Here is a 15104-nt window from a genome sequence, read left to right as displayed (position 1 = left end):
CATCACACCCGGGAGACGTCGTGGCCGAGCCGATGGGGCAACCCTCACCGATCCTCGACGTCCGTGTCACCCGAGAGGGCGACATCCTCGTCGTCGGCGTGGCAGGTGAGCTGGACATCGACACCACTCCCGAGGTCCGCGCCACCATCGTGTCGAAGCTGGTCGAGCACCCGTCCGCCCTGGTCTTCGACCTCTCCGGGGTGAGCTTCTTCAGCTCCGCCGGCTTGTCGCTGCTGCTGGAGGTCCGCGGTCGTGTCGACACCCTCGCGGTCGTCGCGACCGGGCGCGCCGTGCTGCGGCCGATCCAGCTGACCGCCCTCGGGTCGCTGCTGACGGTGTTCGACTCGGTCGACGAGGCGCTGGCGTCGGTCGCGTCGACCCAGGGCGTCCACCGGGACTGAGTCGCCAGATCGGGTCGGCCTGATCCGACGGTCGGCACTGCGCGCGGTCGTCCCGTCGACACCGCGCCGACAAGATCGACCGCAGCCGAGGGCCTTCGCCGGAATCGCCGAGCGCACAAGCGTTCGAGCGCCTCCACGGTGGTCACGGGCGGCATCTTCCTCGTACGAGTGGTCCTGTCGGGGATCGGCGTGCGGTAGCCGCCGAGGGTTACATGATGAGGCGTGGACGCCGCCACGTGCGCGCAGTCGTCCACCGGCTCGCGAAAGCACCGGACGGCGCCACTCGAAAAATCCTCATGAGAAGGGACACACGATGACCAAGCGCGTGTACGAGGCACCGGTCCTGATCCGCTCAGGTGCCTTCTCGAAGGTGACCGGCCTGCTGCAGCGCAACGGCCGGGACCGCCTCATCTTCAGCAAGAACTGACCCCGCTGACGCGTTGATGTCGACGCCGAATCGCACGCCGGGCCACGGCGACGTCGGCTTCGCGGTCCTGCCGGACCGCGAGGGCGCGCTCGCCGTGGCCCCATTCCGGGGCGCGGCCGACCTGATCGTCACGCACGCCTCGGGACGGCCGTGGCTGGTGGCCCGGCAACCCGGCGGCGAGATCACCGTGGCCGAGGCGGGGCGGACCAGGCTGGCCGTCATCGGGTGCTGTCCGGTGACGGCGGCGGAACTCACCCGTGAGGCCGAGCGGTTGCGCGACGTGGCCGACCTCGACCGGTTGGCGCGTCGGCTGCCCGGCAGCTTCCACCTCGTGGCCTCGGTGGACGGGCGGCTGCGGGTCCAGGGCAGTGCCTCCGGGATGCGGTTGGTGTTCCACGCCGTCGTCGCGGGTGTCACCGTCGTCGCCGATCGCGCCGATCTCCTCGCCGGGCTCGCCGGGGCGGAACTCGACGAGCAGCAGGTCGCGGTGCGGCTGCTGTTCCCCGTGCCTCACCCCTTGGCGGACACCCCGATGTGGCGAGGAGTGCGTTCGGTCGCGCCCGACCACTACCTGGTGGTCGAGCCGGACGGCGTCCGCACCCGCCAGTCCCGCTGGTGGCAGCCGCCCGAGCCTTCGCTGTCGATCGCCGACGGTGCCGTCCGGGCGGGCGAGGCGCTCGCGGAGGCGGTCGACGCGCGTACCCGGCAAGGCGGCGTGGTGAGCTGCGACCTGTCGGGAGGCCTGGACTCGACGTCCGTGTGCTTCCTCGCCGCCCGGGGGAACGCCGAGATCATCGCCTTCACCTGGCCCGGCCTGGACGACGCGGACGACGACTTCGCGTGGGCCCGACGCGCCGCCGCGCACCTGCCCGGCGTGGTCCACGACAGCCTGCCCGCCGAACGGTCTCCCCTGGTGTACGCGGGATTGCGGGACATCGACGACGCCGTGGACGAGCCCACCATCGGCGTGATGGACCAAGCGCGGTTGTCGGCCCACCTGCCCCGGCTCGCGGCCAAGGGGGCGCGCCTGCACCTCACCGGCATCGGCGGCGACCACGTCGCCTGGTGCTCGGACGCCTACCACCACACGCTGATGCGCCGCCGACCGCTGTTCACGCTCGGACGACTGCGCGGTTATCGCTCGTTGTGGCACTCGCCGTGGATGCCGATGATCCGCGCGTTGGCCGACAACCGGCCCTATCACGCCTGGCTGGCCGACGCTGCCGACGACCTGCGGTCGCCCATGGCCGGCCTCGCCGCTACCGGTCTCGGGTGGGGCATGCCGCCCCGGCTCTTCCCGTGGGTGACGGAAGAGGCCGTGGACCTGGCGCGTGAAGCCCTGCTGGCCGCCGCAGCGGACGCGCGACCACTGGCGCCGACGAGAGGGCTGCACGCCGACCTGGAGCAGATCCGGAGCAGCAACCGCATCATCCGGCACTGGGAGCAGATCACCGCGAGCGCCGGGCTGCCGATCACGTCTCCGTTCATGGACGACCGCGTGATCGAGGCCTTCGTGTCCGTGCGGCCCGAGGACCGCGTCACCCCGTGGGCCTACAAGCCCGTACTGAAGGAGGCGATGCGGGGCGTCGTCGCCGACGAGTGCCTGGAGCGCACCACGAAAGCCCAATCCGCCCTCGACGACGCCGAGGGCCTGCGCGAGCACCGTGGCGACCTGTTGGCGTTGTGGGAAGACTCCCGGTTGGCCGACCTCGGACTGGTCGACGCGCGACAGCTCCGGGCGCTCGCCGTCCGACCGTCCACACCGGACCTGAGCAGGGCCACCCTCTACACGACCATCGGCTGCGAGGTCTGGCTACGCGCCCTGGCGCGCTCCACCACCCCCGCCTGAAGGGAGATCGGCATGCCCCTCCGGATCCGCGACGGTGTGTCCACGGCGGACACCGAGTACGGCACCGTGCTGCTCGACGAGCGCACCGGTGAGTACTGGCAGCTCAACCCGACCGGCGCGGAGGTGGTGCGCCTGCTCATGGCCGGCCGCACGCCCGCCGAGGCGGTGCAGGCGCTGACCGAGCAGTTCGAAGTGGACGAACCACAAGCGAGGAACGACGTCGAGACGTTGCTCGACAGCCTGCGCTCGGCCGACCTGGTCACGTCGTGACCACCCCTGGCGCCATCACCCGGCCCCCTCGCCGGGGCATCGCGCTGCCGCGACGGGTGGCCGCGCGACTGGCGGTCGCCGCGGTCCGTCCGATCGCGCGGCTGTCACCGGCACGCATCCGGAACGTGCTCACCGTGCTGCGCCGCGGAGCCCGACCCGCCACCTACGCCCAGGCGAAACGGGCACGCGACGCGGTGCTCGCGACCAGCCTCACGTGCGCCGGACCGCAAGGGTGCCTGCCCCGTTCGCTGGCGACGGCGCTGCTGTGCCGCATGACGGGCACTTGGCCGACGTGGTGCACCGGCGCGCGGAAGAAACCGCCGTTCGGCGCGCACGCCTGGGTCGAGGTGGACGGTCGGATGGTGGACGAGCAGCTGCCCGCCGACTACTTCATCCGCCTCATCGTGGTGCCACCGGCGCCATCGCGGAGGTCCGGAGGATGAGCCGCGGGCCCGACGCGCCGAGCGCGCGGGTCAGGGATCTGCTCGGGCTCGTGCGCGCCCACCGGAAGGCCGTGCTGGTCGCCGTGCTGCTCACGCTGGTGGGCGCGGTCCTGGGTCTGGCGCAGCCGCTGGTCGCGCGGGAGGCCATCACCCAAGCGGGCACGGGCCGGACGGCGTGGGGACTCCTCACCGCCCTCGCCGCCCTGTTCGTCGCCCAGGCGCTCCTCGGCGCCTTCGGCCGGTTCCTGCTGGAACGCACGGGCGAGGGCATCGTGCTGGGACTGCGCCGGTCGCTGATCGGACACCTGCTGAAGCTGCCCATACCGGTCTACGACGAACGCCGGATCGGCGACCTGGTGTCCCGGACCGGCGCCGACACGACCGTGCTGCGGGACGTGGTCGCCCAGTCGTTCGTGGACCTGGTCACCGGTGTCCTCACCACGGCCGGGATCGTGGCCCTGATGGTGTGGCTCGACGTCACGCTGTTCGTCCTGGTGTTCGTGACCGTCGCGGCCGGCGCGCTGCTCGTGGTCGGCGCCGTGCGCGGGATGCGCGCGGCCAGTGAGCGGACCCAGGCCAGTGTCGGCGCGATGGCGGCCGACCTCGACCGCGCGCTCGGCGCCATCCGGACCGTGCGTGCCAGCGGTGCGGAGCAGCGGGAGACCGAGCGCATCGGCCGGGAGGCCGACTCCGCCTACCGCTCCGGCGTGCGCACCGCGAGGCTCGCCTGCATCGCCGACCCCGCCGTCGAACTGGCGGCCAACGGCACCCTCCTGCTGGTGCTGCTCGTGGGTGGCGTCCGCGTCGCGCGCGATGCCGCCTCGCTGGGTGATCTGGTGGCGTTCCTGTTGTACGCGAGCTACCTCGCCGTTCCGCTGGCGTCGGCGTTCCACGCCGTGACCACCATCCAGCGCGGCATGGGCGCGTTGCAGCGCGTGTGGGAGGTCCTGGCCCTGCCCGTCGAGGACGACCGGGAGAGTTCCCCCGTCGGCGTGGAGCCTGCTCCGGCGACCGCGGTGCTGGAGTTCCGGGACGTGCGGTTCCAGTACCCCGACCGCCCGGTGCTGCGCGGCGTGTCGTTCACCGTGCCGCCCCGCTCCCTGGTCGCGCTCGCGGGCAGGTCGGGAGAGGGGAAGTCCACGGTCCTCGCCCTGGTCGAGCGCTTCTACGACCCGCAAGGCGGGTCGATCCTGCTCGAAGGCCGCGACGTGCGCGAGCTGAGCCGGGCGCAGTGCCGGGCACGCCTCGCTTTCGTGGAGCAGAACACCCCGGTGTTGCACGGCACGCTTCGGGACAACATCACCTACGCGGACCCCGGCGCCGACGTGGCCGAGATCGACCGCGTGGTGCGCCTCGCCGACCTCAGTGGCCTCGTCGCCCGCCTGCCCGCCGGGCTGGACACGGAGGTCGGCGACCGCGGTTGCACGCTGTCCGGTGGGGAACGCCAGCGGGTCGCGCTGGCCCGCGCGCTGCTGACCAGGCCCTCGTTGCTGCTGCTGGACGAACCCACCTCGCAACTCGACGCGATGACCGAAGCCGTCCTGGCCGAGACCGTCGCCCGCGTCGCCGCCGAATGCGCACTGCTCGTCATCGCGCACCGGCCGTCGACGCTGCGCAGCGCGGATTGCGTGGTGCTGCTCGACGGTGGCCGCGTCGCGGCACGGGGAACGCCGGCGCAACTGCTGTGCGACAGCGAGTTGTACCGGCGACTCGCGACGTGAGAGGACGTGGTCTGACGAGGTGCACGGCATCATGGCCCCCGGTGGCGAACGACGTGCTCGACGTGGTCGTGCGGGTCACGTTCGACCCGGGCTACACCGAGGTCGTCGGCGAGGAGGTCACCGTGCTGCCCACCCAGCACTGCAAGGCGCACCGCCTGCTCCCCCTGTCCCGCAGCCTGCTCGTCACCGAGCTGACCAGCTCCACCCTGGCCCAGCTCACCACCGAGTCCTGGGACCGCCCCACCGACCCCGCGCCGGGCGACCCGAGCTGACCGTCACCGGCAGGGGTTGCCCCGGTCGACGCCCGGCGGCATCCTGTCCACTTCGGACGGTGTGTGGTCGCGACCGGCGGCGGCGCACAGGGCCGGGAACCAGTGGGACGGTTCGAGGTCCAGCGACACGAAGCCCTGCTTGTTCGCGGCGATCAGCCGGGAGCCGGCCATCACCGGTCCGACCGTGTCGTCGGGCAGCCGGAACTCGCCGAGCAGGCGGGCCGTCCCGGGGTCCCACACCTGGATCAGCTCGTCCTCGCCGGAGGCGAGCAGCTTCCCGTCCGGGGTGAACCCGAGGGGCGTCACGTGCGCGGTGAGCGGGATCGCCGCCGACGTGGCGCCGGAGACCATGTCGTGCACGTAGGCGCGGCCCGACGAGTACTGGATCGCGATGAGTGGACGGTGCAGCGCAGCGGCGAACATCGTCGAGTCCGGTTCGGGTGCGATCTCGTCGCCCTTGGTCCGGGCCGCCAGGTCCCACCACCGCTGGCCGTGCGGCGTGTTGACGAGGACCCTGTCGGGATCAGGTGTGCGCAGGACGATGCCGCGTTCCGCCGCCTCCAGCAGCTCGCGCGCGGTGTCGCCGACGGGCAGCGGCTCGCCGATCGGCGAGCCGCTGTCGAGGTTCCACCGGGTGAGCAGCCCCGCGTACAGGGTGACGGCGGTGCGGTCGTCCACGGCGGCCACCGAGCGCCGCCAGAGCCGGTCGTCCTGGTCGCCGAGCTCGGCGGGCCGGGGCAGCCGGACCCGGCGCAGCTCCGCCAGGTCGCGGGTGTCCAGCACGAGCAGCTCCGGGCCGTCGAACAGGAGCAGGCGGGCGTTGTCCGGGGTGAACTGCAGGAACAACCGGCCCGGCGGCAGCAGGTCCGGCACGTGCGCCAGCCGCCGCCGGGTGCGGGTGTCGACCAGCGACAAACCCGGCACCTGGTCGCTCGCGCCCTCCACCACCGCCATCAGCGAGCCGTCCTCGCTGTACGCCGGGTTGACCAGGTCGGTCGTGCCCGCGTACGCCGACTGCTGGGAGCCGATCTCCTCGACCAGGCGCGGTGGTCGCATCCGCACCACCGCCCGACCGCGCACGTGGCGGATGTCGGGTGTGCCGTCCGGTGACCGCAGCACGACCGTGCCGCCGCCGACCTCCTGGTCCGCGGTCAGGTCCGAACTCGGCGTCGAGGACTGGTAGGCCCGGCCGTCACGCGGGTCGAGGTACGTCACCAGGCCGAAGCTGCCCGACTCGACGCCCGGGTCGAACGCCAGGTACTCGCCGGTGAGGTCGGTGGCCACGTCGCCGCAGTCCGGCGCGGCCCGGCGGAACACCTCCGCGCCGCTGAACACGTCCCGACCGGCGAGCACGTCGTGCGCGCACGACAGCACCATGCGCCCCTGGCGGGCCGTCGCGGACGGGCCCGGCGTCGCACGCACCTCCGCCCCGGTCTCGAGCGACCGCACGGCGAACACCGTGCCGTCGGCCCGCGCTTCGAGCAACGCCACCGCGCCCATCTCGTCGTCCACCGCGGCGACGCCGAGCACCTCGGTCGGCGGCGGCGCGAACCCCTCCACGCGGGACCGCCGCGCCACGTCCCACACCTCTACCAGCGACTTGTTCACCAGGACGACGTGCCCGCCGGAAGGTGAGATCTCCAGGCCGGCGTCGTCCAGCGGGTCCGGCTCCGCGGCGGCGGGGCGCACCAGGACCGGTTCGCCGCGCTCGCGCAGGTCCCACACCCGGATCGCCGACGCCGCGTCGGCCACCGCGACCCGCGTGCCGTCGTCGCTGACGCGGATGCCCTCCACGCCGTCGACCGTGCCGAGCGGCCACGACTCGGGCGCGTCGCCCCACGGGTCGCGCCACGCGGTCAGCGCACCGGACGCGGTGGCGGACACGGCGACGTGGCCGGTCGGAGTCGTGGCGATCACCTCCATCGGCACGGCGAACCGGTCCACGTCCACCTCGGCCACGTCGTGGAGCACGGCCTGCTGCCGCACCAGCGCGCCATAACCGATCGCCGGGTCGTGCCGCCAGGACGCCAGCGCGAACTGCAGCGCGCTCATCGCGGAGATCCCGGCCTCGCGCTCGGCGAGGTCGTACAGCAGCTGCGCGCCCTGCCGCCGCACGGTGGTGTCCAGCTCCTGGTTGGCCGAGACCGTGCGGGCGGTGAGCAGCCCCGACACCAGCAGCAGCGCCGCCATGACCGCCAAGGCCGCGCGACGCGTCCTGGTCGACCGGCGCTGGACGGCCTGACCGGCGGCCACGTAGTCGTGCTCACGCCGGTCCACGTCGGCCGACCGTTGGTCGAGCCACTGCCGCGCGGCGGCGAGCTGCCCGCCGCGCAGCACCAGGCTCCGGTCACAACCCTCGCGCTCCCACTGGTCGGCGCGTTCACGCACCTGCGCGTGCCAGGCCAGGAACTCGCGGTCGGCCTCCAGCCACCCGCGCAGGGTCCGCCAGTTGCGCAGCAGGGCTTCGTGCGCCGGCGCGAGCACCCGCGGCTGGCCCGGGTCCTCGCGGACGACCAGCAGCCGTGCGCCCAGCAGCACGTCCACCACCCGGCGCAGGTCGTCGGGCACCTCGTCCACCCTGGTGGGGCGCGACGCGAAGCCGTCGTCGGTGGGTCGGGTCAGGCGCACCAGCAGCCGCCGCACCGGTTCCCTCTCGGCCGGGTCGAGGTCGCGGTAGAACCGCTCGGCGTGGCCGGCCAACGCGCCCGCGACACCGCCGAGCTCGTCGTAGGCGCGCAACGTGAGCCGACCGGCCTCCTGCGCCTTCCACAGCTCGGTGAGGGTGAACTCGACCAGCGGCAGCAGGCCCGTGCCGTCCCGCGCGTCGGCGAGCACGCGGTCGACCACGCCGTCCTGGTAGGCCACGCCGGGGGTGAGCGCCACCGGCCGTTCCACGGCCTGTCGCAGCCGGTCTCCGCTCAGGGGCGCGAGGAACATCGTCGCGTCGTCCAGCGCCGGCACTCCCCCGGCCGCCAGCAACCCCTCCAGGGAACCCGCGCGGAGGGTGAGCACGACCCGCGGTCCGTCCGGCGCGGCGGTCAGCTCGTCCAGCAGCCGCAGCACCTCCCGCGCGGTGGCCGGGTCGGTGGTGACGACCTCCTCGAACTGGTCGACCACGAGCACCGCGCCGGGCGCGGCGACCGGGCGCAGCACGGCCAGCAGGTCGGCCGCGGTCTGGCCGGGCACGGGCCGGACCAGGGCCACCGGCGTGCCCTCCGCCTCCAGCCGCGGCCGGAGCCCGGCGTCCACCAACGACGACTTGCCGCACCCCGACGGCCCGACCACCAGCACGACCCGTTGCCGCGCCACCCGTTCGGCGAGCCGGTCGATCTCGTCGTCGCGCCCGAAGAAGTACCGCGCGTCCTGGGCGCGGAACGCCCGCAGGCCCCGGAACGGGCACGGCGGGGCCACCGCGCCCGACACCTCGACCAGCGCCTCCGACGGGATCAGGTAGGCGGTGCCCGAGCCGCGTTCGGCGGCCACCGTCATGCCGATCACCGCCGCCAGGTCCTCGCTCCACACCGGCGAACCGCTGAACCCGCGCGCGATGCGCGGCCCGTCGTCGGCCTGCATCTGCACCCACCCGGTGCCCTGCCGCTCGCGCAGGCTGCCGCCGACCCACACGCCGTCCTCGTGGCCCGCCGGGAACCCGGGCACGCGGAACCGTTGGCCCCACGGGTTCTCCGCCGCGCCGAGGACCAACGTGGCGGAGCCCTCCGGCGGCGGCTCGGTCAACCGCAGCAGCGCGATGTCGCCGCGACCGTCGGCCAGCACCGGCCGCCACGCCTCCACCCGCGCCGTGCGGGCCGGCACGCCGGGCAACATCGGGAAGTCCACCCGCACCCGCACCGGCCCCGGCGGCGGCCCGGCGCCGTCGCCCACCACGTGCGCGCACGTGCACACCAGGTCCGGCGCGACCAGGAAACCGGCGCCCACCACCGACCCCCGACCGTCGCGCACCCGCACGACAGCCGCGGGCAACGCACGCGCAGACGCCATCGTCACATCCCCCCGAGCACCACCATCCCCAGGGCCATTCTTCCCAACACGTACACCCGAATGCCACGCACGATCGGGTGATCTTGAGACGGCCGGCGGGATCGACCGACCACCGCTCCGCACCCCGCGGCGTTCGATAGGTTTCCGAAACTTTTCACCGACCCCGAGGAGCCACTGGACCCGGCAATGCCGACACCAGGGCCGATGAATTCAAGACATGCCCGAGGCGGACGAACTTGCGCAATTTCACGATAAGGGTTTCGCAACCTTACGAGAATCGTTGACAGCACGCCGGAGTCGGCCAAACACTGTCTGCATCGACAGACCCTTGACCGATGTCGATCGGGTCACCCACGCGACTGGGGAGGCAACCGACCGTCGAATGCGACGACACGGTGAACGCCTGATCGCAGTGTACGACACCCCGGGAGCGCCGTGGCCGCCATTCCGGCCACCGCCGGCCTGCCGGTCCCGCCGCACGACGGGTGGCCCTTCGCTGGCCTCAACGAGGAGGAAGCAAACCCATGGAAGACAACGCCCCTGCGCACCCGATCAGCCGCAGGACGTTCATCGGCGGCGCCGGAGCCCTGGCGCTCGGCTCCGGGCTGATCCTGCCCGGCACCGCCCACGCCCAGACCGTCACCACGAACCAGACGGGCACGCACAACGGCTACTACTACTCGTTCTGGACCGACGCCCAGAACACCGTCTCCATGACCATGGGGTCGGGCGGGCAGTACAGCACCTCGTGGCGGAACACCGGCAACTTCGTGTGCGGCAAGGGTTGGAGCACCGGGTCCCGCCGGACCGTGCGCTACTCGGGCAGCTTCAACCCCTCGGGCAACGGTTACCTGTGCCTCTACGGCTGGACGTCGGGCCCGCTCGTCGAGTACTACATCGTGGACAGCTGGGGCAACTACCGGCCCACGGGCACCCACCGGGGCACGGTCACCAGCGACGGCGGCACGTACGACATCTACCACACGATGCGCTACAACGCCCCGTCCGTCGAAGGCACCAAGACGTTCGCGCAGTTCTGGAGCGTCCGTCAGCAGCGGAGGGTCGGCGGCACCATCACCACCGGCAACCACTTCGACGCGTGGAGCCGGGCCGGCATGCAGCTGGGCAGCTTCCGCTACTACATGATCATGGCGACCGAGGGTTACCAGAGCAGCGGCAACTCGAACATCACCGTCAGCTAGGAACCCGGACCCGGTGGCGCGGCGGCAGCGGAGCCGTCGCGCCACTGCGCTGTCCGCACACCGTTATGGGCCCGCGGACGGCGATCCGTCGGTATGGTCGACCCATGACCGTGCCGGGTGACTTAGTCGGCGGCGACCCAGCCGAGGTCGAACGCGGCTTGGACGCGTGGGTCGCCACGTTCGAGCGCAAGGCCGAGCGGTACCAGCAGCTCCAGCAGCGGGTCGACGGCGTGCGGATCAGCGCCACCAGCCCGAACGGCGTCGTCACGGTCACCGTGGACGCCGACGGCGCGCTCGTCGACGCCCGGTTCACCGACCAGTTCGCCCGCGGCACGCCCGACGAGCTGAGCCGGCAGCTGCTGATCGCGCTGGACCGGGCGAAGGCCCAGATCACCTCGCGCGTCCGCGAGATCGCCGGCGACACCCTCGGTGACGAAGGCGCCGAGCGGATCGCGGGCTACTACGCGCAGAAGTTCGCCGGGTCGGGCGAACCCGACCCGCGCACCGAGCCGCCGCGGCGCAGGCCGACCGACCACGACGACTTCGGTGAGGACTCCGTCTTCGACCAGAGCTGACCCGAAGGGGGATCATGGCCGGTTTCGAGGTGATCGGCGGCGACCTTCGTGCCCACGCGGGCAAGGTCGACGCCCACGCGACGAGCCTGGGCGCCGCGGTGGACGCCGCGGCACAGGTGATGCCCGACGGCGCCTACGGCGTCATCTGCCAGTTCCTGCCGCCGTTGTTCAACGACGTGGAAGCCCTCGCGCACGAGGCGCTCAAGGCCGCCCGCGAGGGCCTCGGGGCCGTGGCCGAGAACCTGCGCGACACGGCCGACGACTACGACTCCGAGGACGCGGCGGCCGTGCGCGGCTTCGCCGCCATCGAAGGCGGGCTGCGGTGACCGGTAACCCGTTGGTCGCGCCGGTGCGCGACTCGACCCGGTCCTACACCGGCATCGGCATCGCCGAATCGGTCAGCGACCTGGTGCAGGGCATCGAGAGCGGCGACTGGGTGGACATCGGGCTGGGCGCGGCGGGCACCGGCCTGGAAGCGCTGAGCGTCGTCATGGACCCGTTCGGCTCGGTGGCGTCCAGCCTCGTCTCGTTCATCATCGAGCACGTCGGTCCGCTGAGAGAGGCGCTGGACAAGCTCGCGGGCAACGCCGACGTCGTGGCGGCGCACGCCCGGACGTGGAAGAACATCGCGACCGCCGTCGGCGAGGTGCACACCGCCTACGGCGCCGAGCACACCGCGGACACCGCCGCGTGGGCGGGCAAGGCGGCCGACGCCTACCGCGCCCGCGCCGCCGACACCGTGGCGGTGATCGGCGCGGCGGCCCAGGCCGCCTCCGGTCTCGGCAGCGCGGTGGAGCTGGCCGGCGTGGTCGTCGGCGTGGTCCGCGAGACGGTGCGCGACCTGATCGCCGACCTGGTGGGACGCCTCGCGGTGTGGGCGGCGGAAGCGCTGACCATCATCGGCCTGCCCGCCGCCGCGGTCCAGGCCTCGGCCGCCGCCGCCAAGTGGGCGGCGCGGATCGCGCAGCTCGTCAAGCAGCTCGTACGCACCATGCAGAAGCTGATGCCCCTGCTGCGCCGCCTGGGCGACCTGTTCAAGCAGATCCGCAAGAAGATGGACGACCTGCGGCGCGGCGGCAACGGCGGCAAGCCGCCGGACGGCCCCGGCAAGAAGCCCACGCCGAGCGGCGACGGACCCACCGGGCCGTCCCGCTCCCCCGACCCGGACGCCCAGCCCGGCGGGACGCGCACCGAGATCGACCCGAAGCACGACGCGGACACCAAGCGGTCGCTGCAACGGGAGAACGAGTCGGCGACCACCCTCGCCCGGGCCGGGTACGACGTCGAGCAGAACCCGCACGTCCCCGGGGCCAAGAACCCGGACTACCGGATCGAGGGCCGGATCTTCGACAACATCGCACCGGTGACGGGCAGCCCCCGCAACATCCACAGCCGGATCGCGGAGAAGGTCGAGGACGGCCAGACCGACCGGGTCGTGGTCAACCTCGCCGACAGCCCGGTCGACGTGGACGGGCTGCGCCGCCAGATGCACGACTGGCCGATCGAGGGCCTGAAGGAAGTCATCGTCATCGACAAGAACGGCGCCGTGGTTCACTTGTACCCCTAGCCCGCGACAGAGGATTGCCCAGTGTCCATTTCGTACAGTCTCGCGCTCGCCACGCCGCAACCGGTCGGGCAGGTCGCCGACGCGTTGCGCGACGTCGGCGTCGCCGCCGGGCTGCTCGACCCGGTCGTCGCCGGCGACCGCTTGCTCGGCGAGGACGCGGTGACGACCGGCGGCACGTGGCTGCGCGTCGTGGAGGACAGGCCCAAGCCGTGGAACCCGGTGCTGGACGTCCTGGGCGCCGCGCCCACCGTGCGCGTCGCCTGCCGCTTGGCCAAGACGGACATCGGCCGCCAGCAGGGCGATGTCGTCCGCCTGGTGGCCGGGCTGCTGGCGAGGGTTCCGGGCGACGCGGTGCTGCACCACGACTTCGAGACGATCTGGCTGGTGCGACGCGGCGGTGATCTGCTGGTCAACGACCGGGACGACCTCTGGCCGCCCGACCGCCTCGCCCTCCTCGGCCGGCCCTACCGCCGCGAGACCACCGCGTTCCCGGACGAGTGAGCTGCCGGGAACAGCGCGGTGATGTCCAGGCCGCCCGTCGGACGCGCGGTGTTGAGCAGCCGGCCGCCGTGCGCCTCCACGACGGCGCGCACGATCGACAAGCCGAGGCCCAACCCCGGGCCGTCGGCACGGGTGTGCGTCGCCGTGCCCCGGACGAACGGTTCGAACAGCTCGTCCACCGCGTCCGGGTCGACGTGCGGGCCGGTGTTGGCGATGCGCAGCCGGGCGTGTCCGGCGGTCGTGCCGGTGGTCACCGTGACGTGGCCGCCCTTGTCGTTGTAGCGCACGGCGTTGTCGACCAGGTTGCCGACCATGCGGTCCAGCAGGACGGCGTCGCCGGTGATCGGCGCCGGGCACAGGTCGGCGCGCTGCTCGACGTCCCCGGGCGCGATGTCGACGAGGTCGGCCACGATGTCCGCCAGGTCGATCGCGTGCTGCCCGGACGGCCCGGTGTGGCAGCGGGCCAGGTGAGCAGGCCGTCCAGGGTGCGTTGGTGTGCACGCGATCGCGTCGCGCACGTCACCGGCCATGACGAGCAGCTCGTCGGCTCCGGGACGGCCGTCTAGGGTCACGTCGATGGCGGTGCGCATGGTGGTCAGCGGTGTGCGCAGCTCGTGGGCGGCGTTGGCGACGAACATGCGTTGACCGTGCAGTAGCCGGTCGCGGTCGGCGATGCCCGACTGGATGCGGTCGAGCATGCCGTTCACGGTTTCCGCCAACGTGGCCAGCTCGTCGGCGGGCGTGGTCACCGGCACCCGTTCGGACAGGTTCTCCGCGGACAGCCGACGGGCGGTGCCGGAAATGGCCCGGATCGGCCGCAGCACCCGCCCCGCCACCAGCCGACCGAGCACGGCGGCGAGCAGGGTGACGATCGCGAGGGCGATCGCGGACTGGGTCAGCAGCTGCGCCAGGATCTCGTCGTGCAGCCGGTCGATGGTCTCGAACGCCGCCGCTGCCTCGGTCGGTGGCCGCCCGCCGGCGCCGCCGAACGTGATGAGGAGTTTCGGCCGGCCCTCGAGACCGCGGCGCACGAGGAAGTACGTGAGGACGGCGAGCACCACCCCCGCGGCGAAGACCAGTGCGGTGTAGAGGATCGCGAGCCGCCCGCGGGCGGAGACCGGCACCTTCACGGCTCGATCCGGTAACCCGCGCCGGTCACGGTGTGGACGACCGGCGGCTCGCCGAGCTTGCGCCGCACCGTGCCCACGGTGATCCGCACCGCGTTGGTGAACGGGTCGGCGTGCTCGTCCCACACCTTGTCCAGCAACGTCTCCGCGCTCACCACCGCGCCGCCGGCGGCCAGGAGTTGTTCCAGCACACCGAACTCCTTCGGGGTCAGGTGCAGCAGCCGGCCACCGCGCTCGACGGTGCGCCGGGCCGGGTCGAGCACGACGTCGGCCGCGCGCAGCACCGGCGGCCGGGCGGGGCCGGTCCGTCCGGCCAGGGCACGCACGCGGGCGACCGGCTCGGTGAACGCGAACGGCTTTCCCAGGTAGTCGTCCGCGCCGAGGCCGAGCCCGTCCACCCGGTCCTGCACCGCGCCGGACGCGGTCAGCATCAGGATCCGCGAGGTGCCGAGCTCGGCCACCCGCCGGCACACGGTGTCCCCGTGCACCACCGGCAGGTCGCGGTCCAGCACCACCACGTCGTACGGCGCCAGGTCGACCTTCTCCAGGGCCGTGCGGCCGTCCAGCGCGACGTCGACCGCGCAGTCGTGCTTGCGCAGCCCGGCGGCGATGTAACCGGCCAGCGGCTGTTCGTCCTCCACCAGCAGCACCCGTCGCCCGGACCTATGGAACACGTATGGCCGCGTGATCGGTTCCCGATCGGGGTCGGCCGGTAGTACTGACCGCGACCGCACACCGCTCGTCGATGGG

The 15104-nt window shown here is 72.9% G+C and carries 15 protein-coding genes; 12 read left to right on the top strand and 3 right to left on the bottom strand.

The window, feature by feature from the left end; translation table 11 throughout:
- Positions 1-20 precede the first annotated feature (20 nt).
- The 7 genes from AB0H12_RS36720 to AB0H12_RS36690 all read left to right on the top strand — a co-directional run bounded on the left by AB0H12_RS36720 (position 21) and on the right by AB0H12_RS36690 (position 5383).
- Positions 21-401, top strand: coding sequence for an STAS domain-containing protein (locus AB0H12_RS36720; RefSeq protein WP_499629193.1), 381 nt, complete (start codon positions 21-23; stop codon positions 399-401).
- A gap of 313 nt (positions 402-714) precedes the next feature.
- Positions 715-828 (top strand): keywimysin-related RiPP, encoded by a 114-nt coding sequence (locus AB0H12_RS36715; protein ID WP_498780837.1) that lies wholly within the window; start codon positions 715-717, stop codon positions 826-828.
- 16 nt (positions 829-844) lie between these two features.
- Positions 845-2677 carry an asparagine synthase-related protein gene (locus AB0H12_RS36710; protein WP_499629190.1) on the top strand — a complete coding sequence of 611 codons (1833 nt, stop codon included), beginning with the start codon at positions 845-847 and terminating at the stop codon, positions 2675-2677.
- A gap of 12 nt (positions 2678-2689) precedes the next feature.
- Positions 2690-2947 carry a lasso peptide biosynthesis PqqD family chaperone gene (locus AB0H12_RS36705; protein WP_499629188.1) on the top strand — a complete coding sequence of 86 codons (258 nt, stop codon included), beginning with the start codon at positions 2690-2692 and terminating at the stop codon, positions 2945-2947.
- Positions 2944-3390 carry a lasso peptide biosynthesis B2 protein gene (locus AB0H12_RS36700; RefSeq protein ID WP_499629185.1) on the top strand — a complete coding sequence of 149 codons (447 nt, stop codon included), beginning with the start codon at positions 2944-2946 and terminating at the stop codon, positions 3388-3390. The genes AB0H12_RS36705 and AB0H12_RS36700 overlap by 4 nt, the downstream gene beginning before the upstream one ends.
- Complete coding sequence (locus AB0H12_RS36695) at positions 3387-5111, top strand: ABC transporter ATP-binding protein (RefSeq protein ID WP_499629183.1); 1725 nt, start codon at positions 3387-3389, stop codon at positions 5109-5111. Before AB0H12_RS36700 ends, AB0H12_RS36695 begins: the two co-directional genes overlap by 4 nt.
- 41 nt (positions 5112-5152) lie before the next feature.
- The gene (locus AB0H12_RS36690) at positions 5153-5383 is read left to right on the top strand and encodes a hypothetical protein (protein ID WP_499629181.1); all 231 of its coding nucleotides are present in this window, start codon (positions 5153-5155) and stop codon (positions 5381-5383) included.
- A gap of 3 nt (positions 5384-5386) precedes the next feature.
- Here AB0H12_RS36690 and AB0H12_RS36685 read toward each other — a convergent pair whose 3' ends face one another.
- On the bottom strand, positions 5387-9382 hold the full coding sequence (locus tag AB0H12_RS36685) for an nSTAND1 domain-containing NTPase (RefSeq protein WP_499629179.1): 3996 nt from the start codon (positions 9380-9382) through the stop codon (positions 5387-5389).
- Between the two features lie 524 nt (positions 9383-9906).
- Here AB0H12_RS36685 and xynA point away from each other — a divergent pair.
- From xynA to AB0H12_RS36660, 5 genes are all read left to right on the top strand, one after another.
- Positions 9907-10584: an endo-1,4-beta-xylanase XynA gene (gene xynA, locus AB0H12_RS36680; RefSeq protein ID WP_230572024.1), complete on the top strand. Its 678-nt coding sequence runs from the start codon at positions 9907-9909 to the stop codon at positions 10582-10584.
- Positions 10585-10688: 104 nt separating this feature from the next.
- On the top strand, positions 10689-11159 hold the full coding sequence (locus AB0H12_RS36675; protein ID WP_499629176.1) for a YbaB/EbfC family nucleoid-associated protein: 471 nt from the start codon (positions 10689-10691) through the stop codon (positions 11157-11159).
- A gap of 14 nt (positions 11160-11173) precedes the next feature.
- On the top strand, positions 11174-11485 hold the full coding sequence (locus tag AB0H12_RS36670; protein WP_499629174.1) for a type VII secretion target: 312 nt from the start codon (positions 11174-11176) through the stop codon (positions 11483-11485).
- Positions 11482-12726 carry a CdiA C-terminal domain-containing protein gene (locus tag AB0H12_RS36665; RefSeq protein WP_499629172.1) on the top strand — a complete coding sequence of 415 codons (1245 nt, stop codon included), beginning with the start codon at positions 11482-11484 and terminating at the stop codon, positions 12724-12726. The genes AB0H12_RS36670 and AB0H12_RS36665 overlap by 4 nt, the downstream gene beginning before the upstream one ends.
- Before the next feature lie 21 nt (positions 12727-12747).
- On the top strand, positions 12748-13227 hold the full coding sequence (locus tag AB0H12_RS36660; protein WP_499629170.1) for a SitI3 family protein: 480 nt from the start codon (positions 12748-12750) through the stop codon (positions 13225-13227).
- Here AB0H12_RS36660 and AB0H12_RS36655 read toward each other — a convergent pair.
- Positions 13191-14357 (bottom strand): sensor histidine kinase, encoded by a 1167-nt coding sequence (locus AB0H12_RS36655; RefSeq protein WP_499629168.1) that lies wholly within the window; start codon positions 14355-14357, stop codon positions 13191-13193. The genes AB0H12_RS36660 and AB0H12_RS36655 overlap by 37 nt on opposite strands.
- Entirely contained in the window at positions 14354-15028 is a 675-nt protein-coding gene (locus AB0H12_RS36650) for a response regulator transcription factor (protein ID WP_499629165.1), read from the bottom strand. Before AB0H12_RS36650 ends, AB0H12_RS36655 begins: the two co-directional genes overlap by 4 nt.
- Between the last annotated feature and the right edge of the window lie 76 nt (positions 15029-15104).

This window comes from Actinosynnema sp. NPDC023794 (assembly GCF_040639675.1).
In the GTDB taxonomy this organism is placed as follows: domain Bacteria; phylum Actinomycetota; class Actinomycetes; order Mycobacteriales; family Pseudonocardiaceae; genus Actinosynnema; species Actinosynnema luteola.
The sequence above is the reverse complement of the archived record's forward strand: the minus strand, read 5'-3'. Positions and strand labels throughout refer to the sequence as shown.

What these genes read in the sequence shown, in the direction of transcription:
- AB0H12_RS36715 (WP_498780837.1), top strand. Translation starts at nt 715, where the DNA reads ATGACCAAGCGCGTGTACGAGGCACCGGTCCTGATCCGCTCAGGTGCC.
- AB0H12_RS36710 (WP_499629190.1), top strand. Translation starts at nt 845, where the DNA reads ATGTCGACGCCGAATCGCACGCCGGGCCACGGCGACGTCGGCTTCGCG.
- AB0H12_RS36705 (WP_499629188.1), top strand. Translation starts at nt 2,690, where the DNA reads ATGCCCCTCCGGATCCGCGACGGTGTGTCCACGGCGGACACCGAGTAC.
- AB0H12_RS36695 (WP_499629183.1), top strand. Translation starts at nt 3,387, where the DNA reads ATGAGCCGCGGGCCCGACGCGCCGAGCGCGCGGGTCAGGGATCTGCTC.
- AB0H12_RS36685 (WP_499629179.1), bottom strand. Translation starts at nt 9,382, where the DNA reads ATGGCGTCTGCGCGTGCGTTGCCCGCGGCTGTCGTGCGGGTGCGCGAC.
- xynA (WP_230572024.1), top strand. Translation starts at nt 9,907, where the DNA reads ATGGAAGACAACGCCCCTGCGCACCCGATCAGCCGCAGGACGTTCATC.
- AB0H12_RS36675 (WP_499629176.1), top strand. Translation starts at nt 10,689, where the DNA reads ATGACCGTGCCGGGTGACTTAGTCGGCGGCGACCCAGCCGAGGTCGAA.
- AB0H12_RS36670 (WP_499629174.1), top strand. Translation starts at nt 11,174, where the DNA reads ATGGCCGGTTTCGAGGTGATCGGCGGCGACCTTCGTGCCCACGCGGGC.